Raw genomic sequence first — 25,015 nt, 5'->3', positions numbered from 1 at the left:
CTTGTCAGCACCCGCGAGGGGCTGCACTCAGTGGCCCTCCTCGGCGAGCTGGTACAGCAACTCATATGCAACGGGCACCAATGGGCAGCGACGGCCCCTGGCGGTAGCCACCGCCGCGAGCCCGGTACCGGACGCCGGGTGGTAGCCGCAGAACGCCTGCTGCCCGAAGGTCGCCCCGGCGTGAAAGAGCAGCGGCCCGCCCGGCGCGGGGTGCTGGAACCAGGTCAGGGTGTGCGTCTCACCACGCCGGCCGCCCCGGTGCAGCTGCGGCACCTGCACTTCCTTCAGCGGCCCGCTCAGTGAGCTGCCCGCAGGGTTCAGCAGCGCCTCCAGATAGCTGAGCATGTCGTGCGGAGTGGCCCGTACGGCTCCCGCTGCGCAGAACGCGCCCATGTCGGTGGCGGGCACCGGGGTGCGCCCGTCCGCCCGGTACCCGACGGCGTCCGCACCCTCGGGACCCGGCCCCAGCGTGGTGCCGGTCAGCCCCAGCGGCCGCAGCACCCTGGTGCCCAGCAGCGCCGGGTACGCGACGGCGGCCGCCCGGGCCAGCGCGGGGCCCAGCAGCGCCGCTCCGAAGTTGGAGTAGGCCCAGCGCCTTCCCGCGGGGTGCAGCGGCCGGGTGGCGGCGAAGGCGTTCAGCAGGCGTTCGGTGTCGTAGCGGGCGTAGCCGCTCCGGTACGGGCGCAGCAGCGCGCCCGGAACCAGGGCGTACGGAAGCCGGGGCAGCCCCGCGGTGTGCGTGGCCAGATGGCGCAGCGTGATGCTGTGGGAGGCGCGATGCGGCAGCCGCAGCGTGGGCGGCAGATGGGCGGCCAGCCGGTCGTCCTGGGTCAGCACCCCCTCGGCGGCCAGGGTGGCCAGGAGCAACACGGTGTACGTCTTGGTCAGCGAGCCGAGTTCGTAGCGCAACGCCTCCCGGGGGGTGGCCGGCTCCGGCCCCCGGCCGCCGGTCACCACGGTCCGCTTTCCGCGCCGGGTGACGGCGAGTACCACGTCGGGCGCGTCGAGTCGGGCCGCCTCCAGGACGAGCCGGTCCCGTAGCGCGGGCTGGGAGCCGTACGTCAGCGCGGCCTGGGAGCTGCACGTCTTCGTCTTCATGCGCCGCCTGCCGACAAGGAGCGGGAGGTGGCCATCGCGGACGCGAACGCGGCGACCAGCGTGGGGTGGTGCACGATGTCGAAGACGTCGGATGGATCGCCCTCCGGCATCCGGCCGCACAACGGCATCGCTCCCGTCGCGGACTGCGCCGCCGCGTACTGCTCCCACAGCTGTCCGTCCAGCGTGGGGTGGGGCAGACAGGCGTCGACGATGAGGAGTTCGCCCAGCAGGTCCCAGTGTTCGAGTTCCGCCCAGTCCATCGCCCAGGCGGGCAGATACAGCTGGAGGTAGTCGGCGAGCGGCGCCGGGATACGGCTGGGGTCCTCGCCCCAGTTGGTGAGGTGGAAGACGGTGTGAGTGATGTCGTAGGCGATGTGCAGGTGCACCGTCCACGGTTCCGGACGCCGGCCGAGCCAGGTGGCCGCGGTCGCCTCGGCGAAGTCACCGCTGGGTGTCAGCCCCATCCTGCGCTCCGCGTTGAGGACGCCCAGCCGACGGCACGGTTGCATTTCCAGCGCCTGCCAGGTGACGGTGCGCCGGGGGGCGGCCAGGGCGGTCTCCAGGCCGGGGTGCCGGTAGTCCAGTTCGTGGAAGATCGCGTACATCTCCAGCGCCACCGGGGAGAACGGCTCGTTGTGCTGGTGCGAGGCCAGCACGTTTCCGCCGTCCAGCAGCTCCCGCCAGGCGAAGTCCAGCAGAGATCCGGCCCGCGCTCGCTGTCGGCTGCCCACCACGCCCTCGCGGAAGAGCATCCGCATATTGATCGCCAGCTCGCCGATCGGCTTGAGGCGTTCCAACAGCGCGTCGCCCCGCGCCATGTCCGTCTCGGTCAGCCGGAAGTAGTCACGGTGGGAGTCGAGCCAGGCCAGCGCGCGGTCGCCGACACTGTGCAGCAGCGCAGGGGGAGCGGGAGCGGGAGTGAGCACGGTCATCGGGGGGCCTCGCTGTCCGGGATCGGGGTCGCGGTCCTGTCCGGGATCGGGGTCGCGGTCCGCGCCAGGGTGGCGGCGAACGCCAGCACGAGGGTCGAGTGGTAGCAGGCGAGGAAGACATCGCCGGCGCCGGGCTCAGGCGGGGATCCCTGCTCGGGGAGGGCGCCGTCCGCCGTTCTGGCGTCGGCCAGCCGTTGCCAGGCCACCGGGTCGAACGGCGCGTCCGGCAGGCAGGCCGTCACCGCCAGCAACTCGCCCACCAGGTCCCACAGCTGCTCGTCCAGCCAGCTCTCCACCCAGGCGGGCAGCCACAGCCGCAGATACTCCGCCGACGCGGGGGAGAGCCGGGTACGGTCGCGGCCCCAGTCGGTGAGGTGGAAGACATCGTGGGTGAGGCCGTAGGCCGTTCTGCACTCCAGCAGCCAGGGCTCCGGCAGCCGGCCGAGACCGGTGTGGGCCAGCACCGCGCCGAAGTCGGCGTGCTGCGGCAGCCCGATCCGTGCCTCGGCGTTGAGCACGGACAGTGTCCGGGTGTGGTCATCGCGCGCCAGCCGCCAGCCGCGCAGCGCGGTGGTGGTCCGCAGCAGGTCGTCCACCACGGCGTTGCGGAGCCCGGCCCGGGCGAAGACGCCGTACACCTCCACCGGGTAGGCGGCCTGCGGCTCCCCCCGGACGAGCTCGGCGAACAGATCGCCGTCGCGCGTCTCGTTCCAGGCATGGGAGAACAGCCGCCCCGCTCGGGCGCGTACGTCGGGCACTGGGTGGCAGGCCGCGATGAGCGCCGTCAGCTCGGCGAGTTCACCGAGCGGTTTGATGGTCAGGTTCGGGTCGGCGGTGGTGGTCACGTCCGGCGGCAGGCGGAAGCGGTCGCGGTTGCGCTCCGCCCAGCCCAGGGCCTCGCCCGCGAGCGCGTCCAGCAGTTCGGCACCGGGTTCCCGGTGCCGCTCGGGGGCCGCCGCGCGCGCGGTGGTCACCGGCCCCGCCCGAAGAAGCGCTGGGCGGCGGTGACATGGACGGCGACCCGGGGGTCGTCGCTCATCTGCCGTACGAAGTGCAGCCCGCTGTCCAGCCCGAGGGTGGGCGGCGTCTGCGGCAGCCGGGCCAGCCACCGGCCCAGTCCGGCCGACTGCTGCCAGTCGCGGCGGCGCACCGCGCGGACGAAGCCGCGGGCCAGGTCCTCGGTGCGGCGGGCCAGCCGGTCGGTGAGTTCCGGGGCGAGCCCGGGCAGCGCCAGCGACGCCAGCTGGGACACCCGGTGGGACAGCCGGGGCCATGGGTCGTCGGCGAGCCAGTCGTCCCCCGGCTCCGGCGGATCCGGCAGCTGTGCGGCGTGCGCGGCCAGGAACGCGCGGGAGGCTTCCACCAGCCCGTGGTAGCTCCATGCCGAAACGGCCGAGGTCTCACCTGTGGGCGGGAAGGCGGTGAGCGCCTCCCGCACCATTGCCGCATCCGCGCTGCCCGCACCGTCAGCGCCGGGGTGACCGTCCAGCGCGTACGGGGCGAGGGCGTCGGCGCCCAGCACCCGGACCGCGGCGGGGGAGAGCGCGTCGTCCTGCCGCAGGATCCGCGAGAGCGCATAGGGATCGCCCTCACCGCGGAGGGCGAGGGCGATCTCGGATGCGGCATCAGCGATGACCGCGCTCAAGGCGGCTGCTCCCTGTGCCTGTTCCGTCAAGGCGGGCCCCTTACTTGGTGTCCGTCTTAGGACGGGGAGTGGGGGGCGAGGCGAGCAGCAGAGCGAGCAGCAGCGCCGCGCCCGCGCACTCGCGGGAGTCGCGGAAGACGCCGTCCGGCTCGGGGGCGCTCATCAGGTCTTCCACCTCGGCGGCCAGCGCCGCGGTGTCGGGCGGGGCAGTGCGATCCATAGGCATAAGATCACTCCTTTTCCTCTCGGGGACAGCCTCCATCGTGAGCCTCTACCCATAAGTGCGCAATTCGGGCAAATCACCATGAATCCCCGAGTCTCTGACCAGCGACGACGCTCCCGCCCCCGGCGCAAACGGCGGCGTCCGCGCGGACCAGGGGACCGGGGCGCGAAAGCCCGTCCCGGGCAGTCGGGGGCGACCCATAGGATTGGGGCGGACCATTCGACACTCACCCCAGAGGACCGCTGCATGCCTGGCATCTCGCGCGAGGAGGTCGCCCACCTCGCGAAGCTGGCGCGCCTGGAGCTGAAGGACGAAGAGCTCGACCACTTCGCCGGACAGCTCGACGACATCATCGGCGCGGTAGCCGCCGTCTCCGATGTCGCCGACGAGGACGTACCGCCGACCTCCCACCCGCTCCCGCTCACCAACGTCATGCGACCGGACGAGGTCCGTGAGTCGCTGACCCCGCAGCAGGCGCTGTCCGGCGCCCCGGCGCAGGAGCAGCAGCGTTTCAAGGTGCCGCAGATCCTGGGGGAGGAGTGACCGGGATGGCCGGGGAACTGATCAAGCTGACCGCCGCCGAGCTGGCGGCGAAGATCGCGAGTGGTGAGGTCACCGCCGTCGAGGCGACCGAGGCGCACCTGGCCCGGATCGAGGCCGTGGACGAGAAGATCAACGCCTTCCTCCACGTGGACCGCGAGGGCGCGCTCGCGCAGGCCCGCGAGGTCGACGCCAAGCGCGAGCGCGGCGAGAAGCTGGGCCCGCTGGCGGGCGTCCCGCTGGCGCTGAAGGACCTGTTCACCACCGAGGGCGTGCCGACCACCGCCGGGTCGAAGATCCTGGAGGGCTGGATCCCGCCGTACGACGCGACGGTCACCAAGCGCCTCAAGGACGCCGATGTCGTCATCCTCGGCAAGACCAACATGGACGAGTTCGCCATGGGGTCCTCCACCGAGAACAGCGCGTACGGGCCGACGGCCAACCCCTGGGACCTCACCCGGATTCCGGGCGGTTCCGGCGGTGGCTCCGCCGCCTCGCTCGCCGCGCACATGGCGCCGCTGGCGATCGGTACGGACACCGGCGGCTCGATCCGCCAGCCCGCCGCCGTGACCGGCACCGTCGGGGTGAAGCCCACCTACGGCGGGGTCTCCAGGTACGGCATGATCGCGTTCTCCTCGTCGCTGGACCAGGGCGGCCCCTGTGCCCGTACGGTGCTGGACACCGCGCTGCTGCACAGCGTCATCGCCGGTCACGACGAGCGGGACTCGACGTCCATCGCGCAGCCGGTCCCCGACATCGTGGCGGCTGCCCGCAACGGCACGGCGAAGGGCATGCGCGTCGGCGTCGTCCAGCAGTTCCGCGGCGAGGGCTTCCAGGCCGGGGTGATGCAGCGCTTCGACGAGTCGGTCGAGCTGCTGCGCGAGCTGGGCGCCGAGATCGTGGAGCTGTCCTGCCCCTCGTTCAGCAAGGGGCTGGCGGCCTACTACCTGATCGCCCCCTCCGAGTGCTCCTCGAACCTGGCCCGCTTCGACGCCATGCGCTACGGCATGCGGACCGGCGACGACGGCACCCACTCCGCGGAGGAGGTCACGGCGCTCACCCGCGAGGCCGGCTTCGGCCCCGAGGTCAAGCGCCGCGTCATCCTGGGCACCTACGCGCTCAGCTCCGGCTACTACGACGCCTACTACGGCTCGGCGCAGAAGGTCCGTACGCTGATCACCCGGGACTTCGAGAAGGCGTTCGAACAGGTGGATGTGGTGATCTCGCCGACCACGCCCACCACCGCTTTCCCGATCGGCGAGCGCGTCGACGACCCGATGGCGATGTACCTCGCCGACCTGTGCACCATCCCGTCCAACCTGGCGGGCAACTCCGCCATGTCGATCCCGTGCGGACTCGCGCCGGAGGACGGGCTTCCGGTGGGGTTGCAGATCATCGCCCCCGCCATGGCCGATGACAGGCTCTACCGTGTCGGTGCGGCTCTGGAGGCCGCCTTCCAGGCACGTTGGGGTCACCCGCTGCTAGAGGAGGCACCGTCGCTGTGAGTTCGAAGCTGCAAAAGGCCAAGGGGTTCAAGAAGTCCAGGGCCGGGCTCTACTTCTCGATCGCCGGTTCGCTCATCAGTGTCCCCGGCACCGTCAAGCGCGCCAAGGAGGCCAGGAAGGAAGGGGACACGCTGCAGCTGATCGATGTGGCGGTCTCCGCGGCGGGCATCGTCACAGGTGTGGTGCTGCTCGTACGCGAGCTGCGGCGCCTGGACAGCGACGACATCCTCGCCGACTGACGCGGGCCAAGGGGTAGAAAGGTAAGTTTTCCGTGACCGTCACCGAACTGGTGTCGTACGACGAGGCGCTGGCCTCCTACGACCCCGTGATGGGCCTCGAGGTCCACGTCGAGCTCGGTACCAGGACCAAGATGTTCTGCGGCTGCTCGACCGAGCTGGGCGCCGAGGCCAACAGCCAGGTCTGCCCGACCTGTCTGGGCCTGCCCGGCGCGCTGCCCGTCGTCAACAAGGTGGGCGTGGAGTCCGCCATCCGTATCGGCCTCGCGCTGAACTGCCAGATCGCCGACTGGTGCCGCTTCGCCCGGAAGAACTACTTCTATCCGGACATGCCGAAGAACTTCCAGACCTCACAGTACGACGAGCCGATCGCCTTCGACGGCTATCTGGACGTCCAGCTGGAGGACGGCGAGATCTTCCGCGTCGAGATCGAGCGCGCCCACATGGAGGAGGACACCGGCAAGTCCACCCACGTGGGCGGGGCGACCGGCCGTATCCACGGCGCCTCGCACTCGCTGCTCGACTACAACCGGGCCGGCATCCCGCTCATCGAGATCGTCACCAAGCCCATTGTGGGCGCGGGCGAGCGGGCCCCCGAGGTCGCCAAGGCGTACGTCGCCGAACTGCGCGAGCTCATCAAGGCGCTCGGCGTCTCCGAGGCCCGGATGGAGATGGGCCAGATGCGCTGCGACGTCAACCTCTCGCTGCGCCCCAAGGGCACCGAGAAGTTCGGCATCCGCAGCGAGACGAAGAACGTCAACTCGCTGCGCAGCGTCGAGCGTGCGGCGCGGTTCGAGATCCAGCGGCATGCCGCCGTGCTCTCGTCCGGCGGCACGATCATCCAGGAGACCCGGCACTTCCACGAGGACGACGGGTCCACCACCTCGGGCCGGGTCAAGGAGGAGGCGGAGGATTACCGCTACTTCCCCGAGCCCGACCTGGTGCCGGTCGCACCTTCCCGGGAGTGGGTCGAGGAGCTGCGCGGCACGCTGCCCGAGCTGCCCCGGGTGCGGCGGATGCGGCTGCGTGAGGAGTGGGGCATCTCCGAGCACGAGATGCAGTCGGTGCTCAACGCGGGCGCCGTCGACCCGATCGTCGCGACCGTGGACGCGGGTGCCCCCGCCGACCAGGCCCGCAAGTGGTGGATGGGCGAGCTGGCCCGCCGCGCCAACGAGGACGGCGTCGAGCTGACCGCGCTGCCCATCACCCCCGAGCAGATCGCCCGGATCTGCGCGCTGGTCGCCGAGGGCTCGCTGAACGACAAGCTCGCCCGGCAGACCATCGAGGGCGTACTGGCCGGCGAGGGCGGCCCGGACGAGGTCGTCGAGAAGCGCGGCCTCAAGATCGTCTCCGATGAGGGCGCGCTGGGCACGGCCGTCGACGAGGCCATCGCCGGCAACCCGGACATCGCCGAGAAGGTACGCGGCGGCAAGATCCAGGCCGCCGGCGCCCTGGTCGGCGCCGTCATGAAGGCCACCCGTGGTCAGGCGGACGCGGCCCGCGCCCGCCAGATGATCCTGGAGAAGCTGGGCGTGGAGGGCTGACGCTCCCTTTTCGAGGGAGCGATTCGACGGATAGCACACGCTGTGTGGGGTCGTCCGGCTTCGGCCGGGCGGCCCCGCTTTCTGTCGGTGGTCAGCCTTCCTGTCGGCGGTCAGCGTGCGGTCACGCCGAGGCTGAGGCTCGCGGGGACGGCGGCACAGGTGTCCTGTACGGCGCTGACCAGCCCTGCCGCGTCCGGCTCGGCGGGGTCGGCGACCCACTGGTCCAGGGCCTGGTGGAAGGCGGCAACGAGGATGTCGACGGCCAGCCGGAGCAGCAGCCCCTCCTGCGCGTTCCGGCCGCCATCGAGCTCGAACCTGCGCCTGACCAGATCGACGGCGGCGGCGCTGGTGCGGTCGCAGAACGCGAGCCCGTGCGCGTCGATGGAGGGTGCGTGCTCGGCCAGCCGGCGGCTGCGGCGGACGCGTCGCGCCCAGTCGCCGTCGGCCGCCGCCATCCGTTCGATGGTGGCCAGCAGGGTGTCGCGGAGCAGCGCGAAGGCCGAGCGGTCGCCGGATGCGGCCGGGTCGGCGGTCTCCAGTTCCGTCAGGAAAGACGTCCACATGTCGTGGGTCGGCGCCAGCGCCACGTCCTCCTTGCTGCCGAAGGTGCGGAAGAAGGTGCGCTTGGAGACCTCCACGGTCTCGCAGAGCGCGTCGAGCGTGACACGGTCGAAGCCGTGCTCGGTGAACTGTTCCAGCGCGGTGTCGATGAGCGCCTGCCGCGTACGGAGCTTCTTGCGCTCCCGCAGGCCCAAGGGCCTGCCGTTCTGCTCGTGTTCCTTCCCGGTGGCCTTCATGGCGGAAGTGTAGCCCGATAAGCGAACGCCTCTTGATGGCTTGTGCCACTCAGTGGCACTATTGCCGTGCGGCGGCCGCGCACTCTGCGCGACCGCGTCCCACCGGAGGTACACCTGCCATGCGAGCCCTGCTTGTCGACCCGACCGCCCCCGCCGGCCTCCGCCTCGGCGAGGCGCCCGAACCCGCCCCCGCCGCGCACCAGGCGCTGGTCCGGGTGACGGCGACCTCCCTCAACTTCGGGGAGGTCAAGTTCGGCCCCGGCCTCGCCGAGGAGGGCGCCGTGCTCGGCTGGGACGCCGCGGGAACCGTCGAACGTGCTGCCGCCGACGGCTCCGGGCCCGCAGCCGGCACCCCTGTGGTCACCCTCGGCGCCGACGGCGGGTGGGCGGAACTCCGCGCCGTCGACACCGACCTGCTCGGCACCGCTCCCGACGGCGCCGACCTGGGCGCCCTCAGCACCGTCCCGGTCGCGGGCGCCAGCGCCCTGCGCGCACTGCACCGCACCGGCCCGCTGCTCGGCAGGCGGATCATGGTGACCGGCGCGACCGGCGGAGTCGGCCGGTACGCGGTCCAGCTGGCGCGGCTGGGCGGGGCCCGCGTGGTGGCCGTCACCGGCGACCCGGCGGCGCACGGCGATGCGCTGCGCGCCCTCGGCGCACGGGAAGTGGTGGCCCGGCCCTCCGAGGCTGCCGCACCGGTGGACGGAGTCGTGGACATGATCGGCGGCTGGCAACTGGTCGAGGCGTACGAACAGCTGGCTGCGGGCGGCACCCTGGTCTCCGTCGGCCACTCGGGCGGCGACGACGAACACTTCCCGCACGGTGTCCTGTACGGGGACCAGGGCCGGCACGACCGGTCCTTCGTCAGCTTCCATCTGCTGGGGTCCCGCGACCGTCTCGCCACCGACCTCGGCTGGCTCGCGGAACAGGTCGCGAACGGCACCCTCGACCCGGGGACCACCTGGCGCGGCCCGCTGGAGAAGTCCGCCGAAGCCGTCGAACTGCTCCTGGGCCGGCGCCTGCACGGCAAGGCGGTGCTGGACATCGGCTGAGTTGGCGGGGCAGCCGTACGTACACGCCGCCCGCACACGGCGCTGGCCCGCACACGGCGCTGGCCCGCACGCGGCGTCGGCCCGTACACGGCGCCCGCCCGTACACGGCAGGCGGGCGCACATGGCAGGCGGCCGCCCCGGCTCACCCCCCGGCGTGCTCGGCGGCGAAGGCCACCATCTCCGGTAGCACCTCCGCGAGGGGGCCGGGGTCCGTGCCGTCCAGGTGCCGGTACTCCGTACCGATGGTCACCACCAGCCGCTCCACCAGCCCGAGTTCGGGCCAGCGGCCCTCCCGTGCGATGGTGCGCGCGGCTTCCACGGCGGGCACCCCGCGTGCGTGCAAGGTGTGCGCGCGGTCCCGCAGGTGGCCGAGGTACTCGATATGGGCGCGCAGCCCCTCCCGGCCGAGCACGGGCCCGTGACCGGGGACGATGGTGTCGGCCCCGGTGGCCAGCACCGCCTCGCACGCCCCGATGATGTTCTCCAGCGGCCCCGCCCAGTGCACCGCATGGTCGCCGGGCTGCTCCGGCGTCGAGCCGAAGACGATGTCGCCGGTGAACACGGTGCCGTGGTCGGGCAGATGAACGATCAGATCGCCTGTCGTATGCGCGGACGGCAGGCTGGTCAGCAGCACGGGATGACCGCCCACGGTCAGCTCCAGCTCGCCCTCGAAGACGGTCGAGGGCGCCACGACCTGAGTGCGCGACCAGTCGAAGTGGCCGAAGTGCTCGGCGAGATAACCGCCGACCGCCGACCCGCTGCCCGCCGCCTCGATCAGCTGCCGCAGCTGCTGCGGGCTGGGCTCCAGGTCGATGTGGTTCCGCGCCTCGCGGGTGGCTATCACTTCGGCGTCCGGCAGCACGTCGGCGCCCCACAGATGGTCACCGTTGGCATGGGTGACCGCAATCCGCGTTATCCCGCCGTCGCCCAGCACCTCGCGCGAGGCCGCCAGAAACGCCTCGGCCAGTGGCCGGTCATACGGCGTGTCGATCCACAGCCCTCCCTCCGGCCCCGCCAGCAACCCGCAGTTGGCGAGCCCCCAGCCTCTGCGGGGCGGGTTCCACAGGTGCAGGCCGTCGCCGAGCGTACGAAGGGAGGAGGGCGCAAGCGTCATACGTTCGAGTATGCGGTCCGGATGTAACCGAGAAACTGGGCCCATGCCTCGCGCGGGAAGCAGAGCGAGGGCTGGTCGGGCTGCTGCGCCCGTTGCTTGGTGTCCCGCACGGGGACGGTGTGCGGGAGGTTGGTGGCGATCTCCAGGCAGTCGCCGTGAGCGCCGCTGAAGCTACTGGTGCGCCAGGCCGGATACGGGTCGGGGGAGAGGCGTCTCATGGCTTCGTCTTCGTTCCTATCCGTTCGATCATCGCCACTGATTCTGTAGGCGGGAGGGCCGTCATCCGCGCGTCGTCGAAGAGTTGCTGGAAACGGACGACGTCCGCCTCCCGCTCGATCCATGTGTTGCCGGTCGCCGTCTCTGTCAGCACCAAGTCGAGGGCCGCTGGCTGGGGAAATCCGAGCAGCACATACGGCCCGAGCATACTTGCGTGTGCTCCGCTGGAGAACGGGAGAACCTGGATGGTGACGTTGGGGCGGTCGGCGAGTGCTACAAGAGCGTTGAGCTGGTCGGCCATTACCTCGGGCCCGCCCACCTGTTGATGCAATACGCCTTCAGTGAGGACCGCCCAGAACTGCATGGGATCGTCTCCGACGAGTCGCTCCTGCCGGTGCAGCCGAACCTGCACCACCTGCTCGATCTCCTCGGGCGTATCCCAGCCTCGGGAAGCGACCGCGACTGCGCGGGCGTACTCCGCAGTTTGCAGCAGGCCCGGGACTGCCTGCACTTGGAAGGTCCTGATCCGGGAGCAGATCGTCTCCATTTCGATTTGGTCCCGGTAGGCATCGCTCAGTACCGAGTTGTACTGGTGCCACCAACCGTCGCGGCGCCGCCGGTTGGCCCGCCGCGTGAGAGCGGTGAGCCGTTCCCGCGCTGTCGCGTCCTCGATGCCGTAGGCCGCGATGAGAGCGTTGAGGTCTGGCAGGCGGAGAGGGACGTGCCCGTTCTCCAAGCGGCTGATCTTGCCCTTGGTGCAGTCGAGAACCTTGGCCGCGTCAGCAGTCGTGAGAAGTGCGGCTTCGCGGAAGCGGCGTAGCTCGTCGCCGAGTTGGCGGCCCAGCACGGTTGATGGCTTCACAGGTGGCATACCTGCCTCCTTACCAGAGCACGGGCGGAGGAGTCCCGAGTTTCCCTCAAAGAGTGAATCGTGCGGCGAATCATCGATTCAACGTTGCACCATTCGATGATGCGCCGCCAAGCTGCAATCAGACGGTGCAACTTCCCCCGAGCAGCGGGGAATTCGGACGACCTCAACGTCAGGGAGCCGCAAATGGCTGACGCAGACCACACCACCGACACCTACGAGCTGAGTTTCCGCGTTCCCCGCGCGCGGCGGAGCGTGCCCCGGGCGCGGGCGATGGTGCGAGCTGTCCTCGGCACCTGGGGTGTGGCCCAGGACACGGCTGGGGACGCCGAACTGGTGCTGTCCGAGCTGGTCACCAACGCCGTGGCGGCGCGGCCCCGCATGATCGCCAGGTCGGCATCCGTGTCGTACGGCAACACGACGGCGGGCTCCGCCTGGAGGCCAGCGACACCAATGCCGCCGAGCCGCAGCGGCGCGACCCCGCGCCTGGGGACGAGGGCGGCTACGGGCTGCTGCTCGTCGACGCGCTCGCCCACCGCTGGGGCGCCGAGCGCCGTGCCTGCGGCATCGGCAAGACAGTGTGGGCCCAGCTTCCGGACCCGGCCATCGATGCGGCGTCCGAGCAGCGAAGCGCCCCCGCGCTCACGGTACGGCCCGGCCAGCGCATCCACGCCCATGGTGCCCGGCGCACAGTCCGCACCGTACGCAGCGAGCCGTACGCCACCAGGGGGCTCGCCCTCGTGCTCGGCCTGGACGAGGGCCCGGTGCTACGCGTACCGGCGGTCGCGGACATCCAGGTGCAGCGGAGCGGCCCGGACTGTGGAAGCGGCGGGCGCGGCTAGTGTGGCTGTCACGGGCACGGCCGTAGGTCGGTACGTCGGAGGGTGGAGAGATGATCACGCAGATCCGAGTGGACGGCTTCAAGTCGTTCGTCGGTTTTCAGCTCGATGTGCCGCCGTCGCTGATCATGCTGGGGCCGAACGGCGCCGGGAAATCGAACCTCTTCGATGCGTTGCGGCTGGTCGCCGGTACCGTGCTGGACGGGTTCACGGAGACCATCTCGAATGATCCGCGGCTCTCGCCGAAGGGCTTGTTCCATCGGGGAGGCGCCGAAGGCCGGGCGCGGAGTGACACTTTCACGATCGAAGTGGGGATGGTGGTTCCCAGCGTCGACGGACCCCTGCCGCTGCGGCTGCGCTTGACAGTGGAGCGCGAGGAGCGGGGGCCGGGACAGCCCAGTGGCTTCTCGCTCTCACGCAGGAAGAACGCCGTCTGGGTGAGCAGCCTCCAGTCGACCGACTGGGTGCGTGATGTCGGGCTGGGTGGCGATGTGCTGTCCGCCATGCGAGAGGCCAGAGAGCGGTTCCTGACACGGACCGGCACCGAGGTCACTCCTCTTGGGCCCGGATTCATCCCCGGCCTGACGACCGAGGCAGGGGGTGGAGCCCTCGGCCATTCCCCGGAATCTCAGGGAACGCGGGAAATACTCCGCCTACTGGCCAACGAATGCCGCGGCTGGACACCACTTCAGCTGCGCCCCGAGATCATGCGGCAACTGTCGCCCGCCGGCCCCGAGGCTCCGCTGGGGCCGCACGGGGACCATCTCGCGCTGGCCCTCGCGCGGCTGGAGCGCGGCGATCCGGCCGTCTGGCGGCGGTTCGTCGCCGACTGCGCAGGGCTGGTCGAGGGACTGAGCGATGTACGGCCGTACTTGATCGAACGGCGCGACGAGTTCGACTTCGAGGTCGAGTTCGAGCACACCGGATGGATGGTCCCCTCGCTGCTGTCCGACGGCACGCTGCGGATGCTCGGGCTGCTGGCTGCAAGTGTCGATCCGTTGCGGCCCGGCACGCTGTGTGTCGAGGAATTGGAGAACGGGATGCACCCCGCGCATGTGGCCGACCTGGTGCGCCGCCTGCGACGTAGAGCTGGTGTCCCTGCGGATCGGCGTGACGAGCCGTACCGGCAGTTGATCGCCACCACACACTCGCCCGCCCTGCTGGCCGCGCTGCGTACGGACTTCAGTGGCAGCCTCGTCTTCCTGGAGCAGGTGCATCGGACGAATCCAGAGGACCGTACCGTCTCCCGCGTGACGCGAGCACTGCCCCTGCGGGCCGGGGACGACGTGCCGGAAGAGTCCGTCTCTCCGGACCAGGTTGCGCGCATGCTGCGCCGACTGGGGCAGGAGGCGGCGTGAAGGAGCTTCCGCTTCGACCGGGGCTGCTGGTTGAGGGCAACAGCGACAGCCGGTATCTGGAAGCGCTGATCCGTAAACAACTGGATGTGCTCGTCGAGCGCTCGGACAGACATGTCGAGGTCTACCCTTGCGACACTTCGCCGGATGGGTGGACCAATAAGCCCGCGGCTGACGTGCTCGCCGAAGCGAAGTCGCTCGCTCGCGACTGCGACTTACTCTTCGTCCACTGCGACGGAGATGCGGCTGACAAAGCGTACGGCTACGTCGCTCGGCTGAAGGAATGGGCTGAGGCCGAGAAGCGCGCGGGACAGGCTGTGGCGCTTGTGCCGGTTCTGATGACGGAGTCATGGATGCTCGCCGACAAGGCCGCGCTCGCAGCCGTCGTCCCCGGCCTGGACATCAGGAGCTACCCCTACACCACGCCCGCCGAAGTGGAGAAGCGGGTGACGCCTCCAGGTAAGGCAGGGAAGGGCAAAGGCAAGGCGAAGCTGGGCCCCAAGCAAGTGTGGGACCAGCTTCTGGGCCGCGACGCACACAGCGTGCTGCAAGACGACGCCGACATCCTTGTCCAGCACACCGACCTCGACGTGCTGGACAAGGTGCCGTCCTACCGGGCGTGGCGGGAGGCCACCGAAGAGGCGCTCCGACCCCGGTATCTGTGACCGGCGCCAGGCGGGGGCAGCCCGTCAGTTGGTGAAGACGTTGCCCTGGTTCTGGCCCCGGGCGCCCTGGGGGCCCATGCCGTACTGGGCGCGTACGCCGCCGCCGATCTGGGCGTTCTGCGGCGGGAGCAGCTCGCTCGGCTGGACAAGGGCGTACCCCTGGCCCATGAAGGAGAGCTCCCAGCCCTCGCCGGTGTTGCCGCGGCGGCGCCAGACGCCCTGGGAGGAGGTCTGGGCCTGCATCTGGACGCGCAGCCCGCTGGACCAGGCGACGACGGCGTCCGAGTCGGCGTTGACGTAGGTGTCCGGGGTGACGTTCAGCAGCAGCGGCTGGCCCGAGGTCATCAGTGCGACCTTGCCCTGCCCGGTGATGTTGAGGTTGTACGCACCGGTGCCGGAGATCCCGAACTGGCTGTCCACCGAGATGATCTCGTGGTGCAGGGTGGAGTCCATCGCCAGGACGTAGGAGGCGTCGACCGTCAGGCCGTCGCGTTCGACGTCCACCACATGCACATACTGCGCCAGGTTGGCGAGGAACACCGTCCCCTGGCCCGAGCAGCGCATCAGGGGCAGCTGCTCACGGGCCGGGCCGCGGCGCCGGCTCTGGCCCTGGTACTCGGCGTCGAACTCCAGCAGTCCCTGATAGGCGACCATGGCGCCCTTGCGGGCCAGCACATCGTCGTGCCCGGTCAACTGCACCCGCAGCAGCTGCGGGTTCTGCACCGCGTAGCGGTCCTCCGTTGCGACCTCGGCGTATCCGAAGAGCGAACTCTGCACGGCTGTTCTCCTTCCCCCGTCAGCCCCGGACCCGGATGCGGTCCGTGCTGTCCTCGCTCGGCTGGACGACCACGAAGCCCTGTCCGGAGAAGGCGATCTGATACGCCTCGCCGCTGCCCCGGCCGATCAGCGCACCGGCCTTCATGGTCCGCTTGCTCTTCATCTTCAGGCCGCTGGACCAGGCCACCAGCGCGTCCGGGTCGACATACGTCTCGTCCTCGCCGCGCCCGCAGTCCACGACCACGGGAACGCCGCGCGAGGTCAGCGCGACCCAGCCGGTGCCGCGTACGCCGACGTTGAACAGCCCCTGGCCCGCGAACTTGGCGAGCCCCTTGACCCGTTCGACGCCCCACTGGAGGTGCGCGTCGAAGGCGAGCAGATTGGTGCCGTTGACCGACAGCGACTCCTCGTTGAGGTTGACGCACACCACGTCGGCGCCGTAGTCGGCCAGATAGAGCAGGCCGTCGCCGCGGCAGAGCATCAGCGGGTTCTTCTCGCCGGTCAGCCACTGGGAGGCCATCTGACGGACGGCCGGCGGGTTGGCCTCGTACTGCACGAAGCCCTCGTAGGCGACCATCGAGCCGGGCCGCGCGAACAGGTCCTGACCCGACTGCATGGCCACCTTGACCATGTGTGACCCGTGGTTCTCCATGCGGGCTGCCACGGGAGCGGGCGCGAAGCCCGCGAGTGCTGCTGGCTGGTTCATGACGGGCTCCCCCTAGACCTCGTACGGCTGGACGACGATGAAGTTGCCTGGCGCGCCCCGGAACTGGAGGTTCACGGTCTCCCCGCTGTGTCCGGGATAGGCGTTGCGGTGCAGCCGGACCTGGCTGGAGACGACGACCTGCGCCGCCGCCGACCAGGCGACCACGGCCTGCGCGTCGGCGAACGTCGTGGGCGTGACGGGGAGCACGACCGGCGTGCCCTGCGTCTTGACGATGACGGTGCCGGTGCCCGTGAACTGCATGGTGAACAGCGCGCCGCCGGGAATGCCGTGGCCCTCGATCCGGCGCACCTCGTGCTGCAGCGACTCGTCGAACGCGAGCACGTTCTCGGCCGAGACGCAGAGCGCGTCCCCCTGCAGCTCCACCGGGTGGACGTGGGCCGCGTTCTCCGCGAAGAACACCTGGCCGCGGCCGCTGCACCGCATCAGCTGCATTTCCTGGCCGGTGGCGTTACCGACCACCCGCCCGGCGAACCCGGCGCCCTTGTAGGAGAAGTCGACCTTCCCCTGGTAGAGCACCATGCTGCCCTGCTTGGCGAGCACCGGCTGGCCGTCGATGCCGATGTCCGCGCGGACGAGGGTCGGGTTCTGCAACGTCCAGCGCTGGCCGGTCGGCACCTCGTGGAACTTCTGGAGCACCGCGCCCATGCCTGCCGCAGGCCCCTGCGGGATCTGCGGTGCCTGCGGGGCGCCGTAGCCGCCGGGCTGCTGCTGGGCGAACGGGTTGGACAGCTGCTGACCGGGCGGCCCGGGCGGTCCCGGCGGTCCGGGCTGCTGAGGCTGAGGCGGCTGGTGCTGCTGCTGGAACTGCTGGGGCGGCTGCGGAGCTTGGGGGGCTTGCGGAGCCGGTGGGGCTTGCGGAGCCGGCTGCGGCGGGGGAACTTGGCCGCCGTACTGCGGCTGTACGGGGGCGGCCATGGTGGGTGCACCGTGGACGTCCGGCGTCGTCGGCTGCGGCTGCTGCGCCACCTGCGGCTGCGGGGCGGGGGCCGGGGCCGGAGCGGGTGGCGGAGCCGGAGCGGGGGCCGGTGCCTGCGGCGTCTGCTGCTGCGGCGCGGGCGCCGCCGGAGGGGCGAACCCGGGCGCCGGCTGCTGCGGCGCCGCACCCCCTCCCGGCGGTGCGAAGCCGGGCACCGCCCCGCCCGCGGGCGCGGCCTGCTGGGGCTCGGGCTCCTGCTCCTCCAGCACCTCGCCGCCGAAGTTCTTCAGCAGCGCGTCCAGACCACCGTCGAAACCCTGGCCGATCGCGGCGAACCGCCAGATGTCGTTCTTCCGGTAGATGTCGCCCAGCATCACGGCGCGCTCGGTGCTGAACTCCGAGCCGTCGAAGGGGTATCGGGCGACTTCCTCGCCGCCCGCCACGATCCGGATGTAACCGGGGCCGACCTGCGACATCTGCCCGGCGCCGTCCAGCGTCGCCGTGAACGACAGCCGCTGGACCTGCGGGGGAATCCGGTCCAGCGTCACCCGGAAGGACTCGGTGTCCCCGGCCTGCGCCCCGAGGAGCTGGAGGGATTCCTCCGGCGACTTGGGCTGGTTGAAGAAGATGAAGTAGCGGTCGTCGGAGAGCTGATCCTGACCGTCCAGCCCGAAGCAGCTGATGTCGAAAGAGAGTCCCGCTCCGGCGATCTGCACACCCACGTACAGATCCGTGCCCGCCGTCAGATCACTGATCTTGGCCTTGTGGCCGCGTTGCAATTCCCTGGGCATACGTAACGACCGTCCCCCATCCCGTGTGGTGCCTGTCTCCAGCCATCCGGCCTGCGTTCGGCCGCCCAACCGACGCCGTGCGTCCGCCGGACAGCTCCCACAGCCTATGGGTACCTGCGACGCCGGTACCAGGCGCGTTCCCCGACATCGCTCCGCGACAGGCCCGCGACGGCCCGCCACATCCGATTGCGGGGATAAGGGACCGGTTACGCCGTAAAGGCCCGACTACAGGGGGATACGCGGGGCCATGGGCATTGTGGGTATCGCCACAAAGGGCGCAATCGATCTTTTCGGGATGGCACTCTGCACAGAACGCGGTCCTTGAGGCGAGGTGCTCGATTGCCTCGGACCCCTCCTCCCGGCCCTCGCCGGGAGACCCCCAGCTGCGGCGGACAGGGGACGCCGCGCCCCCCATGCCCGTACGACCCCCGGGAGCAGGCGACGCCCGTGACCGCTCTTGCCCGCTGGTGCCTGAAGCGCCGCCTCATAGTCCTGCTGCTCTGGCTCGTGACACTCGTCGGTGCCGTGACGGCCTCGTCACTCCTCGGCAGTTCCTACTCCGACGACTACGGCGCCCAGGGCACCGAGTCGGGCCAGGCGGCACAGCGCCTGGAGACCGCCTTCCCGGACCGGACCGGTGGCAGCGACACGATCGTGTGGCAGACGGACACGGGGAGTGTGCGCGCCGAAGCCGTGCAGCAGCGGATGACCGAAACGCTGCAAGAGGTCGGGCAACTGCCCGGCGTCGCCACCGTCCAGTCCCCCTACGTCCCCCAGGGCGAGGGACAGATCAGCCAGGACGGTCATACCGCCTACGCCGACCTCACCTTCACCAAGCCCACCGACGAGCTCGGTGAGAAGAAGGTGCAGCGTGTCGTCGACACCATCCAGGACGCTTCCGACGAACGCCTCGGCCTCCAGGTGGAGGCGGGCGGTTCGGGTGTGGCGGTCGCCGAGGCCCCCAAGGCACATCTCGCCGAGGTCATCGGGCTGGCGGCAGCGGCCGTCGTGCTCTTCCTCGCCTTCGGCTCACTCGCCGCGACGGCGCTACCACTGATCAACGCAGTCGTCGCCGTCGGCACCGCGGCAGCCGGTATCGGACTGCTCAGCAAGGTGATGATGGTCGCCGACTTCGCGCCCATGCTGGGCATGCTCATCGGGCTGGGCGTCGGCATCGACTACGCGCTGTTCATCGTCACCCGGCACCGACGAGGACTGCGGGCCGGGCTGCCGGTGGCCGAGGCCGCACGCCGCGCGGTGACGGTCTCCGGACGGGCTGTCGTCTTCGCGGGCGCCACCGTGTGCATCGCGCTGCTGGGCATGTTCGTCCTACGGCTCGACTTCCTCAACGGAGTCGCGATAGCCGCCTCCCTGACCGTCCTGCTCAGCGTCGCCGCCTCCATCACGCTGCTGCCCGCCATGCTCGGCTACATCGGGATGCGCGCGCTCAGCCGCCGCGAGCGACGGCAGCTCACCGAGCACGGTCCGCGCCCCGACCGGCCCACGGGCTTCGCCATGCGCTGGTCGGCCTTCGTCGAGCGGCACCCCAGGCTGCTGGGCGTGGTCGCCGCTGCCCTGATGGCCGTGCTGGCGCTGCCCGCGCTCGGGCTGCACCTGGGCACCTCGGATCAGGGCAACGATCCGTCCGCCAGCACCACCCGCCAGGCGTACGACATGCTCGCGGCCGGTTTCGGCCCGGGCACCAACGGTCCGCTGACGCTGGTCGGCGAGCTGGACGGGGCCGGCGACAAGCTCGCCTTCGATCACCTGCGGGACGAGATCCGCGACACCCCGGGTGTCGCCCAGGTCAGCGGCCCGGAGTTCAACGGCAGCGGCGACACCGGCGTGATCACCGTGGTGCCGGACAGCTCCCCGCAGTCGGAGTCCACATCCGAACTGGTGGACCGGCTGCGCGGGGACGTGCTGCCGGAGGCCGAGGACGGCTCGTCGATGGAGGTACTGGTCGGCGGCACGACCGCAGGTCACGACGACTTCGCCGACATCATCATCGGCAAGCTGCCGATGTTCGCCGGCGTGGTCATCGGGCTCGGCTGTCTGCTGCTCCTGCTGGCGTTCCGCAGCATCGGCATCCCCCTCAAGGCCGCCGTCATGAACATCGCGGCCGTCGCCTCGGCCTTCGGCATCGTGGTCGCCGTCTTCCAGTGGGGCTGGGGCAGCGAACTGCTCGGCCTGGGCAGCGCGGGCCCCATCGAACCGTTCCTGCCCGTCATCATGATCTCGGTGCTGTTCGGGCTGTCCATGGACTACCAGGTCTTCCTCGTCAGCCGGATGTACGAGGAATGGCGGCTGACCGGCGACAACAGACGCGCCGTGCGGGTGGGGCTCTCGGAGACCAGCAAGGTGATCAACTCCGCGGCCGTGATCATGATTTCCGTCTTCGGCGGCTTCGTGCTCAGCGGTGACCGGCTCATCGCCATGTTCGGCATCGCGCTGGCAGCCGCCGTCGCCCTGGACGCGTTCGTCCTGCGTACGCTGCTGGTGCCCGCGCTGATGCACATGCTGGGCGGCGCCAACTGGTGGCTGCCCAAGTGGCTGGACCGCCGGCTGCCACGGCTGAGCATCGAACCGGACACCAGCGCGGAGGACAGCGCATACGGTGCCGACGACCCCGCCGACGCCGAGGCCCCGGCAGGCGCGCACGTACCGCTGGTGGGCCAGCGCGCCGGGTCTCTCATAGGTCTCTCAGAAACCGCACCTACGGTGGCCGCCCATGGCTACCGAAAGCACGAAGACCACGCAGACCGGGACTGAGAAGTCCTCCGCCGACGAGCCGACCGACGAGGCGGTCACAGCGAAGGGGAAGCCCGACGAGAGGGCCGACGGGAAGGCCGGTGAGCCGACCAAGGACGCGGCCGCGGTGAACGTCGGCAAGGAGCGGGAGGACGCCGTCGGTGACCCCGACGACATCGACGACGCCGATTTCGACCTTCCGGACGACTCGACGGAGCGGCGCAGCGACTGGATGGGCGGTGCCCTCGCCGTCGTCAGCGCCGGTCTCGGCCTCGCCGCGCTGACCGGCACCTCCCTCAGCGGGATGCTGCGCGAGCGCAAGAGCCTCCTCGGCCAGATCGAGAGCGGCGCACAGGGATCGGGCGGCTCGGCGGCCGACCAGGTCAACGCCGTCTACGGCGCGCCGTGGCACGCGGAAGCCGTCGTCAACGGCATCTTCGCCCTGCTCGCTGTCGCGGTGGGCGGCCTCCTCCTGGCGACGCTCAGCGGCCGGCCCGAGGCCCGCGGCTGGGTCAAGGCCGTCTCGCTGGGCGGAGTGGTGCTCGGCGCGATCGGTCTCGTCGTCGCCGGCGGCATGTACTTCGACCTGTTCGCGGCCCAGCCCGAGGTGCCCTCGACGCCTACGCCGCCCGGTCAGTAACCGGAACCTACGCACTCGGTCCGGTGGCCTAGGGCCCGCCGTACGCCGCACTAAGGCCCTCAGGCCCCCAGGACCGGGCAGTTGCCCGATGTGCCGCGGCCACCTCAGGAAGCAGTGTGGGAGCACACACCCGCACCACTCCCCGAGGGGGCCACCGCCATGCTGTACGACCTCAGCCACAGCCAACACCAGCTCCGGATGGACGACCTGCGCCGTGAGGCCGAGCACGAGCGGCTGGTCCGCGCTGCCAAGGCCGCCCGCCGGGAGCACGAGGGTGTGCGGCGCACCGCACGCTCCTGGTTCGGCCGCAGAGACCGGAACAGGGACGACGACGAGCCGGTGTGGGTCCGGGCCGCGTGACCGTCCGCACCGACGACAGGGCAGCCGCGGATAAGGCAGGTGCCCTATGCCGGTGCCGGATGCGATGCTGAGCCACGTGCCCCTGCAAACCACTGTCAGCCCCGTGTTCGTCGGCCGCACCGCCGAACTGGCCGCACTCACCGAGGCCCTCGCAGCCGCCGGTACGGGCGCGCCCCAGGCGCTGCTCCTGGGCGGCGAGGCGGGCGTGGGCAAGACCCGGCTCCTGGAGGAGTTCCTGGAGCGGGCCCGCGCGGCGGGCGGTGTCACCACCCTCGGCGGCTGTCTCGAACTGGGTGCGGACGGCCTCCCCTTCGCGCCCTTCACCACGGCGCTGCGCGGCCTGCGCAGCGCCGTGCCGCCCGCTGCCCTCGCAGCCGCCGCCGAGGGCCGCGAAGCCGAACTGGCCCGGCTGCTCCCCGACCTGGCGGTGCCAGGGCCGGCGGCGCCGCAGCGTGAGGAGTACGACGACGGCGCCGACGGCGGACGCGCCCGGCTCTTCGAGGCGACGGCGCAGCTGCTGGAGCGGCTGGCCGCCGACCGTACCCTCGTCGTCGCCCTCGAAGACCTCCAGTGGGCCGACCGCTCCACCCGCGAACTGCTCGGCTACCTCTTCCGTTCCGTACGCGCCTGCCGGCTCGTGCTGCTGGCCACCTACCGCACGGACGACATCCACCGCCGGCACCCGCTGCGCCCCTTCCTCGCCGAGCAGGACCGGCTGCGTACCGTCCTCCATCTGGAGCTGCCGCGGCTGACCCGGGCCGAGGTACGCGACCAGATCACCGGCATCAACGGCACCGAGCCCGCGAGTGAACTGGCCGAGGAGGTCTTCCGCCGCTCCGAGGGCATCCCCTTCTTCGTCGAGGAGCTGACCGCCACCGAGGCCGCCTGCGCCATCAGCGACTCGCTGCGCGATCTGCTGCTCGTCCGGGTCGAAGCGCTGCCCGAGCCGGCGCAGCGCGTGGTGCGGCTCGCCGCGGGCGGCGGTTCCGCCGTCGAGCACCGCCTGCTGGCCGCCGTCGCCGGGCTGGACGAGGACGCGCTGCTGGAAGCCCTGCGCTCGGCGGTCGGCGCCAATGTGCTGCGCCCCACCGAGGACGGCTCGGGCTACCACTTCCGGCACGCCCTGCTGCGCGAGGCCGTCCGCGAGGACCTGCTCCCCGGTGAGCTGGCCCAGGTCAGCCGCCGCTACGCGGAAGCACTGGAGGCGGAGCCTTCGCTGGTGCGGGCCGAGGAGCGGCTGGCGCGCCTGGCGCACTACTGGCACCGCAGCCGGGACGCGGCCAAGGCGCTGCCCGCGGCACTCTCCGCATCCGTCGAGGCCCGGCACCGGCACGCGTACGCGGAGGAGCACCAACTCCTGGAGCGCGTCATCGAGTTGTGGGACGAGGTGCCCGCGGAGGCCAGGGCCGAACTGCCGGCCCTGCGGAACCCGCGCACCTTCCCCGCCGCTGACCGCCCGGGTGGCGCCCGCGCGCACTGTCTCTCCCGGCCGCCGCACTTCGTCGAGGTCCTCGCCGAGGCCGTCGTCGCCGCCCGGATCAGCGGCGACGTGGCCCGCGCCAAGGTGCTCACCCGCCGCGCGCTGGCCCGGCTGGACGAGGCCGAGGACCCGCTCACCTGCGCCTGGTTCCAGCTGCGGATGGGGATGCTGGTGGAGGACATCGGCAAGGGCGACGGCTGGACGCAGATCGCCAAGGCGCAGGAGCTGGTCCGCGGACTGCCGCCGTCCGCCGTGCACGCGGAGGTGCTCGCCGGCGCCGCCGGCTGGGGCATGGTGCACCGCCCGGGGCGGGAGGCGCTGGCGACGGCCGTCCGTGCGGTCGAGCTGGCCCGGGTAGTGGGAGCGACCGCCATCGAGCTGGAGGCCAGGGTCACCCTGGGCACCCTGCTCGCCGGCTCCGGCCGACTGGAGGAAGGCCTGACCGAGCTGGCCCGGGCGCGGGACGAGGCGGACGAGGCGGGGTTCACCTCCGTGCTGACCTGCGCCGCCATCAACATCGCCGGCGAGCTGGAAGCGGTGGGCCGCTCGGCGCAGGCCGCCGAAGAAGCCGCCCGCGCGGTCCACGTCGCCCGCAGGCGCGGTCGCCCCAACTCCTATGCCGGAGCCCTCGCTGGGCAGGCCGAGGCGCTGCTGTCGACGGGGGAGTGGGAGCGCGCGGCCGAACTCCTCGACCGGGCCGGAGCCGCGGCGCGCGTCGCCGATGTACGCGCCTGGGTCGCGCTGCTCCGCGCCCGGCTGGCCCGCGACCGGGGCGACCTGCCCGGACTGGCGAACGCCGTCGAGGAAGCGGTGGCCACCATGGGCTCCTCCCCGGCCAACGAGCCGCAGAAGGTGGTGGCGCTGCGGTACTTCACCATGACGCTGGCCGCCGAGCGCGGCGAGATGGCGAAGGCCCGCACCGAGCTGGCCGCCGCGCTGGCGGAGGGCTTCCCGCCGGGCGCCCACCCGTACGCCTGGGCGCTGTTGTGCGCCGCCGCGGCCTACGAGGCGGAGCTGCGCGGACTGCCGGACGCCGAGCGGGACCGGGCCCGGGTGCTGGCCGACCTGCGCAACGCGGCCCACGGGCTGCCCCGGCCCGCGCCGGTGTGGGAGGGCCACGCGCTGCTGCTGGAGGCCGAGTTGCAGCGGGCGGCGGGGCGGAGCGAGCCGCAGCTGTGGGAGGCGGCGGCGCTGGCACTGGAACCGGTGGGCCGGCCCTGTCCGCTGGCCCGCGCCCGGCTGCGCTGGGCCGAGGCGCTGCTGGAGGGCGGCGGCGCACGACGCGACTCCCGGCTGCCCCAGGAGCTGCTGCGGCAGGCCCACTCCACCGCCGTACGACTGGGTGCGGCGCCGCTGCGGGCCGAGGCCGAGCAGCTCGCGCTCCGTGCGCGGATCGCCCTCGACGGCGAGCAGGGTGAGGGCGGCGGGACCGGCGCCGAGCACGCCCCGGCACCGGCGGCACCCGCGCCACCCGCCGACCCGGCCGAGTCGTTCGGGCTCACCCGGCGTGAGCGTGCCGTACTGGAACTGGTCGCCGAGGGCCGCAGCAACCGGCAGATAGCCGAACGGCTGTACATCGCCCCGAAGACGGCGAGCGTGCACGTCTCCAACATCCTCGCCAAGCTGGGCGTCGCGACGCGCGGCGAGGCGGCCGCGATGGCATTCCGGCTGCGACTGGTCGGCCCGAACGCCCTCAGCCCCGCGGCGACGCCGGCCGCGCCGGAGTCCGCGGCGCCGTCCGGGGCGGCTACGCGGCCTGCGACGGATCCGGTGCCGGATCCGTCGGTGCCGGGGCGGTCCCCGGCGGCTCGGCGGTCCGCGGCTCCGCTGCCGCCGACCGATCCGGGCCAGGTGCCGTCCCCGAAGCCGCAGGTTCCGGCTCCGACTCCGGGACGGCCCGTTGCCCGGGTGGACGGATGAGCACCTGGCCCGAGGACAGATCGA

25 protein-coding genes are annotated in these 25,015 nt (G+C 71.5%); 12 read left to right on the top strand and 13 right to left on the bottom strand.

The window, feature by feature from the left end; genetic code table 11:
- Positions 1 to 27: 27 nt before the first annotated feature.
- Genes ACQEU8_RS10735 through ACQEU8_RS10715 form a run of 5 tightly spaced genes read right to left on the bottom strand, consistent with a single transcriptional unit; the run spans position 28 to position 3,895 of the window.
- Entirely contained in the window at positions 28 to 1,098 is a 1,071-nt protein-coding gene (locus ACQEU8_RS10735) for a serine hydrolase domain-containing protein (protein WP_433099251.1), read from the bottom strand.
- Positions 1,095 to 2,030 carry a DUF6895 family protein gene (locus ACQEU8_RS10730; RefSeq protein WP_433099249.1) on the bottom strand — a complete coding sequence of 312 codons (936 nt, stop codon included), beginning with the start codon at positions 2,028 to 2,030 and terminating at the stop codon, positions 1,095 to 1,097. The genes ACQEU8_RS10735 and ACQEU8_RS10730 overlap by 4 nt, the downstream gene beginning before the upstream one ends.
- Positions 2,027 to 3,004, bottom strand: coding sequence for a DUF6895 family protein (locus ACQEU8_RS10725; RefSeq protein WP_433099247.1), 978 nt, complete (start codon positions 3,002 to 3,004; stop codon positions 2,027 to 2,029). The genes ACQEU8_RS10730 and ACQEU8_RS10725 overlap by 4 nt, the downstream gene beginning before the upstream one ends.
- Positions 3,001 to 3,675: a hypothetical protein gene (locus tag ACQEU8_RS10720; RefSeq protein WP_433099245.1), complete on the bottom strand. Its 675-nt coding sequence runs from the start codon at positions 3,673 to 3,675 to the stop codon at positions 3,001 to 3,003. The genes ACQEU8_RS10725 and ACQEU8_RS10720 overlap by 4 nt, the downstream gene beginning before the upstream one ends.
- Before the next feature lie 40 nt (positions 3,676 to 3,715).
- On the bottom strand, positions 3,716 to 3,895 hold the full coding sequence (locus ACQEU8_RS10715) for a hypothetical protein (RefSeq protein ID WP_433099243.1): 180 nt from the start codon (positions 3,893 to 3,895) through the stop codon (positions 3,716 to 3,718).
- A 249-nt stretch (positions 3,896 to 4,144) separates the two neighbouring features.
- Here ACQEU8_RS10715 and gatC point away from each other — a divergent pair, with 249 nt between their 5' ends.
- Genes gatC through gatB form a run of 4 tightly spaced genes read left to right on the top strand, consistent with a single transcriptional unit; the run spans position 4,145 to position 7,723 of the window.
- The gene (gene gatC / locus ACQEU8_RS10710) at positions 4,145 to 4,441 is read left to right on the top strand and encodes an Asp-tRNA(Asn)/Glu-tRNA(Gln) amidotransferase subunit GatC (protein ID WP_433099241.1); all 297 of its coding nucleotides are present in this window, start codon (positions 4,145 to 4,147) and stop codon (positions 4,439 to 4,441) included.
- A 5-nt stretch (positions 4,442 to 4,446) separates the two neighbouring features.
- Positions 4,447 to 5,943: an Asp-tRNA(Asn)/Glu-tRNA(Gln) amidotransferase subunit GatA gene (gene gatA / locus ACQEU8_RS10705; RefSeq protein ID WP_433099239.1), complete on the top strand. Its 1,497-nt coding sequence runs from the start codon at positions 4,447 to 4,449 to the stop codon at positions 5,941 to 5,943.
- Positions 5,940 to 6,182, top strand: a complete 243-nt coding sequence (locus ACQEU8_RS10700) for a hypothetical protein (protein ID WP_433099237.1) — start codon at positions 5,940 to 5,942, stop codon at positions 6,180 to 6,182. Before gatA ends, ACQEU8_RS10700 begins: the two co-directional genes overlap by 4 nt.
- 32 nt (positions 6,183 to 6,214) lie before the next feature.
- Positions 6,215 to 7,723, top strand: a complete 1,509-nt coding sequence (gene gatB, locus ACQEU8_RS10695; protein WP_433099235.1) for an Asp-tRNA(Asn)/Glu-tRNA(Gln) amidotransferase subunit GatB — start codon at positions 6,215 to 6,217, stop codon at positions 7,721 to 7,723.
- Positions 7,724 to 7,833: 110 nt separating this feature from the next.
- Here gatB and ACQEU8_RS10690 read toward each other — a convergent pair whose 3' ends face one another.
- Positions 7,834 to 8,520: a TetR/AcrR family transcriptional regulator gene (locus tag ACQEU8_RS10690; protein ID WP_433099233.1), complete on the bottom strand. Its 687-nt coding sequence runs from the start codon at positions 8,518 to 8,520 to the stop codon at positions 7,834 to 7,836.
- A gap of 119 nt (positions 8,521 to 8,639) precedes the next feature.
- Here ACQEU8_RS10690 and ACQEU8_RS10685 point away from each other — a divergent pair, with 119 nt between their 5' ends.
- Positions 8,640 to 9,572, top strand: a complete 933-nt coding sequence (locus ACQEU8_RS10685) for a zinc-binding dehydrogenase (protein WP_433099231.1) — start codon at positions 8,640 to 8,642, stop codon at positions 9,570 to 9,572.
- Positions 9,573 to 9,714: 142 nt separating this feature from the next.
- Here the strand turns inward: ACQEU8_RS10685 and ACQEU8_RS10680 are convergent, their stop codons facing one another.
- From ACQEU8_RS10680 to ACQEU8_RS10665, 4 genes are all read right to left on the bottom strand, one after another.
- Positions 9,715 to 10,686, bottom strand: coding sequence for an MBL fold metallo-hydrolase (locus ACQEU8_RS10680; protein WP_433099229.1), 972 nt, complete (start codon positions 10,684 to 10,686; stop codon positions 9,715 to 9,717).
- Positions 10,683 to 10,904: a DUF397 domain-containing protein gene (locus ACQEU8_RS10675; protein ID WP_433099227.1), complete on the bottom strand. Its 222-nt coding sequence runs from the start codon at positions 10,902 to 10,904 to the stop codon at positions 10,683 to 10,685. Before ACQEU8_RS10675 ends, ACQEU8_RS10680 begins: the two co-directional genes overlap by 4 nt.
- The gene (locus tag ACQEU8_RS10670) at positions 10,901 to 11,773 is read right to left on the bottom strand and encodes a helix-turn-helix domain-containing protein (protein WP_433099225.1); all 873 of its coding nucleotides are present in this window, start codon (positions 11,771 to 11,773) and stop codon (positions 10,901 to 10,903) included. Before ACQEU8_RS10670 ends, ACQEU8_RS10675 begins: the two co-directional genes overlap by 4 nt.
- A 212-nt stretch (positions 11,774 to 11,985) precedes the next feature.
- Complete coding sequence (locus ACQEU8_RS10665; protein WP_433099223.1) at positions 11,986 to 12,306, bottom strand: hypothetical protein; 321 nt, start codon at positions 12,304 to 12,306, stop codon at positions 11,986 to 11,988.
- Positions 12,307 to 12,348: 42 nt separating this feature from the next.
- On the opposite strand from ACQEU8_RS10665, the gene ACQEU8_RS10660 reads away from it, so the two are divergent.
- The 3 genes from ACQEU8_RS10660 to ACQEU8_RS10650 are packed head-to-tail and all read left to right on the top strand — an operon-like array spanning position 12,349 to position 14,629.
- The gene (locus tag ACQEU8_RS10660; RefSeq protein WP_433099221.1) at positions 12,349 to 12,612 is read left to right on the top strand and encodes a hypothetical protein; all 264 of its coding nucleotides are present in this window, start codon (positions 12,349 to 12,351) and stop codon (positions 12,610 to 12,612) included.
- A gap of 50 nt (positions 12,613 to 12,662) precedes the next feature.
- A complete protein-coding gene (locus ACQEU8_RS10655) occupies positions 12,663 to 13,967 on the top strand; it encodes an AAA family ATPase (RefSeq protein ID WP_433099219.1) in 1,305 nt (434 codons plus the stop codon).
- Positions 13,964 to 14,629, top strand: coding sequence for a hypothetical protein (locus ACQEU8_RS10650; RefSeq protein ID WP_433099217.1), 666 nt, complete (start codon positions 13,964 to 13,966; stop codon positions 14,627 to 14,629). Before ACQEU8_RS10655 ends, ACQEU8_RS10650 begins: the two co-directional genes overlap by 4 nt.
- Positions 14,630 to 14,653: 24 nt before the next feature.
- Here ACQEU8_RS10650 and ACQEU8_RS10645 read toward each other — a convergent pair whose 3' ends face one another.
- From ACQEU8_RS10645 to ACQEU8_RS10635, 3 genes are read right to left on the bottom strand one after another with little or no spacing between them, the layout of a single operon-like run.
- Positions 14,654 to 15,406 (bottom strand): AIM24 family protein, encoded by a 753-nt coding sequence (locus ACQEU8_RS10645; protein ID WP_433099215.1) that lies wholly within the window; start codon positions 15,404 to 15,406, stop codon positions 14,654 to 14,656.
- Positions 15,407 to 15,425: 19 nt separating this feature from the next.
- Positions 15,426 to 16,112, bottom strand: a complete 687-nt coding sequence (locus tag ACQEU8_RS10640; RefSeq protein ID WP_433099213.1) for an AIM24 family protein — start codon at positions 16,110 to 16,112, stop codon at positions 15,426 to 15,428.
- A gap of 12 nt (positions 16,113 to 16,124) precedes the next feature.
- Positions 16,125 to 17,840 carry a TerD family protein gene (locus tag ACQEU8_RS10635; protein ID WP_433099211.1) on the bottom strand — a complete coding sequence of 572 codons (1,716 nt, stop codon included), beginning with the start codon at positions 17,838 to 17,840 and terminating at the stop codon, positions 16,125 to 16,127.
- Positions 17,841 to 18,287: 447 nt separating this feature from the next.
- Here ACQEU8_RS10635 and ACQEU8_RS10630 point away from each other — a divergent pair, with 447 nt between their 5' ends.
- The 4 genes from ACQEU8_RS10630 (at position 18,288) to ACQEU8_RS10615 (ending at position 24,991) form a co-directional block, all read left to right on the top strand.
- Positions 18,288 to 20,612 carry an MMPL family transporter gene (locus tag ACQEU8_RS10630; RefSeq protein WP_433099209.1) on the top strand — a complete coding sequence of 775 codons (2,325 nt, stop codon included), beginning with the start codon at positions 18,288 to 18,290 and terminating at the stop codon, positions 20,610 to 20,612.
- Positions 20,572 to 21,231 (top strand): hypothetical protein, encoded by a 660-nt coding sequence (locus ACQEU8_RS10625; protein WP_433099207.1) that lies wholly within the window; start codon positions 20,572 to 20,574, stop codon positions 21,229 to 21,231. Before ACQEU8_RS10630 ends, ACQEU8_RS10625 begins: the two co-directional genes overlap by 41 nt.
- A gap of 159 nt (positions 21,232 to 21,390) precedes the next feature.
- Positions 21,391 to 21,591 carry a hypothetical protein gene (locus ACQEU8_RS10620; RefSeq protein ID WP_433099205.1) on the top strand — a complete coding sequence of 67 codons (201 nt, stop codon included), beginning with the start codon at positions 21,391 to 21,393 and terminating at the stop codon, positions 21,589 to 21,591.
- A 46-nt stretch (positions 21,592 to 21,637) separates the two neighbouring features.
- Positions 21,638 to 24,991 (top strand): AAA family ATPase, encoded by a 3,354-nt coding sequence (locus tag ACQEU8_RS10615; protein ID WP_433099203.1) that lies wholly within the window; start codon positions 21,638 to 21,640, stop codon positions 24,989 to 24,991.
- Positions 24,992 to 25,015: the final 24 nt, after the last annotated feature.

Origin of the sequence: Streptomyces sp. CA-250714, assembly GCF_050936705.1 — a bacterium.
Lineage (GTDB): Bacteria > Actinomycetota > Actinomycetes > Streptomycetales > Streptomycetaceae > Streptomyces.
Note: the sequence above shows the minus strand (reverse complement) of the source record. Positions and strands in the feature narration are given on the sequence as shown.

What these genes read in the sequence shown, in the direction of transcription:
- ACQEU8_RS10735 (WP_433099251.1), bottom strand. Translation starts at nt 1,098, where the DNA reads ATGAAGACGAAGACGTGCAGCTCCCAGGCCGCGCTGACGTACGGCTCC.
- ACQEU8_RS10730 (WP_433099249.1), bottom strand. Translation starts at nt 2,030, where the DNA reads ATGACCGTGCTCACTCCCGCTCCCGCTCCCCCTGCGCTGCTGCACAGT.
- ACQEU8_RS10715 (WP_433099243.1), bottom strand. Translation starts at nt 3,895, where the DNA reads ATGGATCGCACTGCCCCGCCCGACACCGCGGCGCTGGCCGCCGAGGTG.
- gatC (WP_433099241.1), top strand. Translation starts at nt 4,145, where the DNA reads ATGCCTGGCATCTCGCGCGAGGAGGTCGCCCACCTCGCGAAGCTGGCG.
- gatA (WP_433099239.1), top strand. Translation starts at nt 4,447, where the DNA reads ATGGCCGGGGAACTGATCAAGCTGACCGCCGCCGAGCTGGCGGCGAAG.
- ACQEU8_RS10690 (WP_433099233.1), bottom strand. Translation starts at nt 8,520, where the DNA reads ATGAAGGCCACCGGGAAGGAACACGAGCAGAACGGCAGGCCCTTGGGC.
- ACQEU8_RS10685 (WP_433099231.1), top strand. Translation starts at nt 8,640, where the DNA reads ATGCGAGCCCTGCTTGTCGACCCGACCGCCCCCGCCGGCCTCCGCCTC.
- ACQEU8_RS10680 (WP_433099229.1), bottom strand. Translation starts at nt 10,686, where the DNA reads ATGACGCTTGCGCCCTCCTCCCTTCGTACGCTCGGCGACGGCCTGCAC.
- ACQEU8_RS10675 (WP_433099227.1), bottom strand. Translation starts at nt 10,904, where the DNA reads ATGAGACGCCTCTCCCCCGACCCGTATCCGGCCTGGCGCACCAGTAGC.
- ACQEU8_RS10670 (WP_433099225.1), bottom strand. Translation starts at nt 11,773, where the DNA reads ATGCCACCTGTGAAGCCATCAACCGTGCTGGGCCGCCAACTCGGCGAC.
- ACQEU8_RS10655 (WP_433099219.1), top strand. Translation starts at nt 12,663, where the DNA reads ATGATCACGCAGATCCGAGTGGACGGCTTCAAGTCGTTCGTCGGTTTT.
- ACQEU8_RS10640 (WP_433099213.1), bottom strand. Translation starts at nt 16,112, where the DNA reads ATGAACCAGCCAGCAGCACTCGCGGGCTTCGCGCCCGCTCCCGTGGCA.
- ACQEU8_RS10635 (WP_433099211.1), bottom strand. Translation starts at nt 17,840, where the DNA reads ATGCCCAGGGAATTGCAACGCGGCCACAAGGCCAAGATCAGTGATCTG.
- ACQEU8_RS10625 (WP_433099207.1), top strand. Translation starts at nt 20,572, where the DNA reads ATGGCTACCGAAAGCACGAAGACCACGCAGACCGGGACTGAGAAGTCC.
- ACQEU8_RS10620 (WP_433099205.1), top strand. Translation starts at nt 21,391, where the DNA reads ATGCTGTACGACCTCAGCCACAGCCAACACCAGCTCCGGATGGACGAC.
- ACQEU8_RS10615 (WP_433099203.1), top strand. Translation starts at nt 21,638, where the DNA reads ATGCCGGTGCCGGATGCGATGCTGAGCCACGTGCCCCTGCAAACCACT.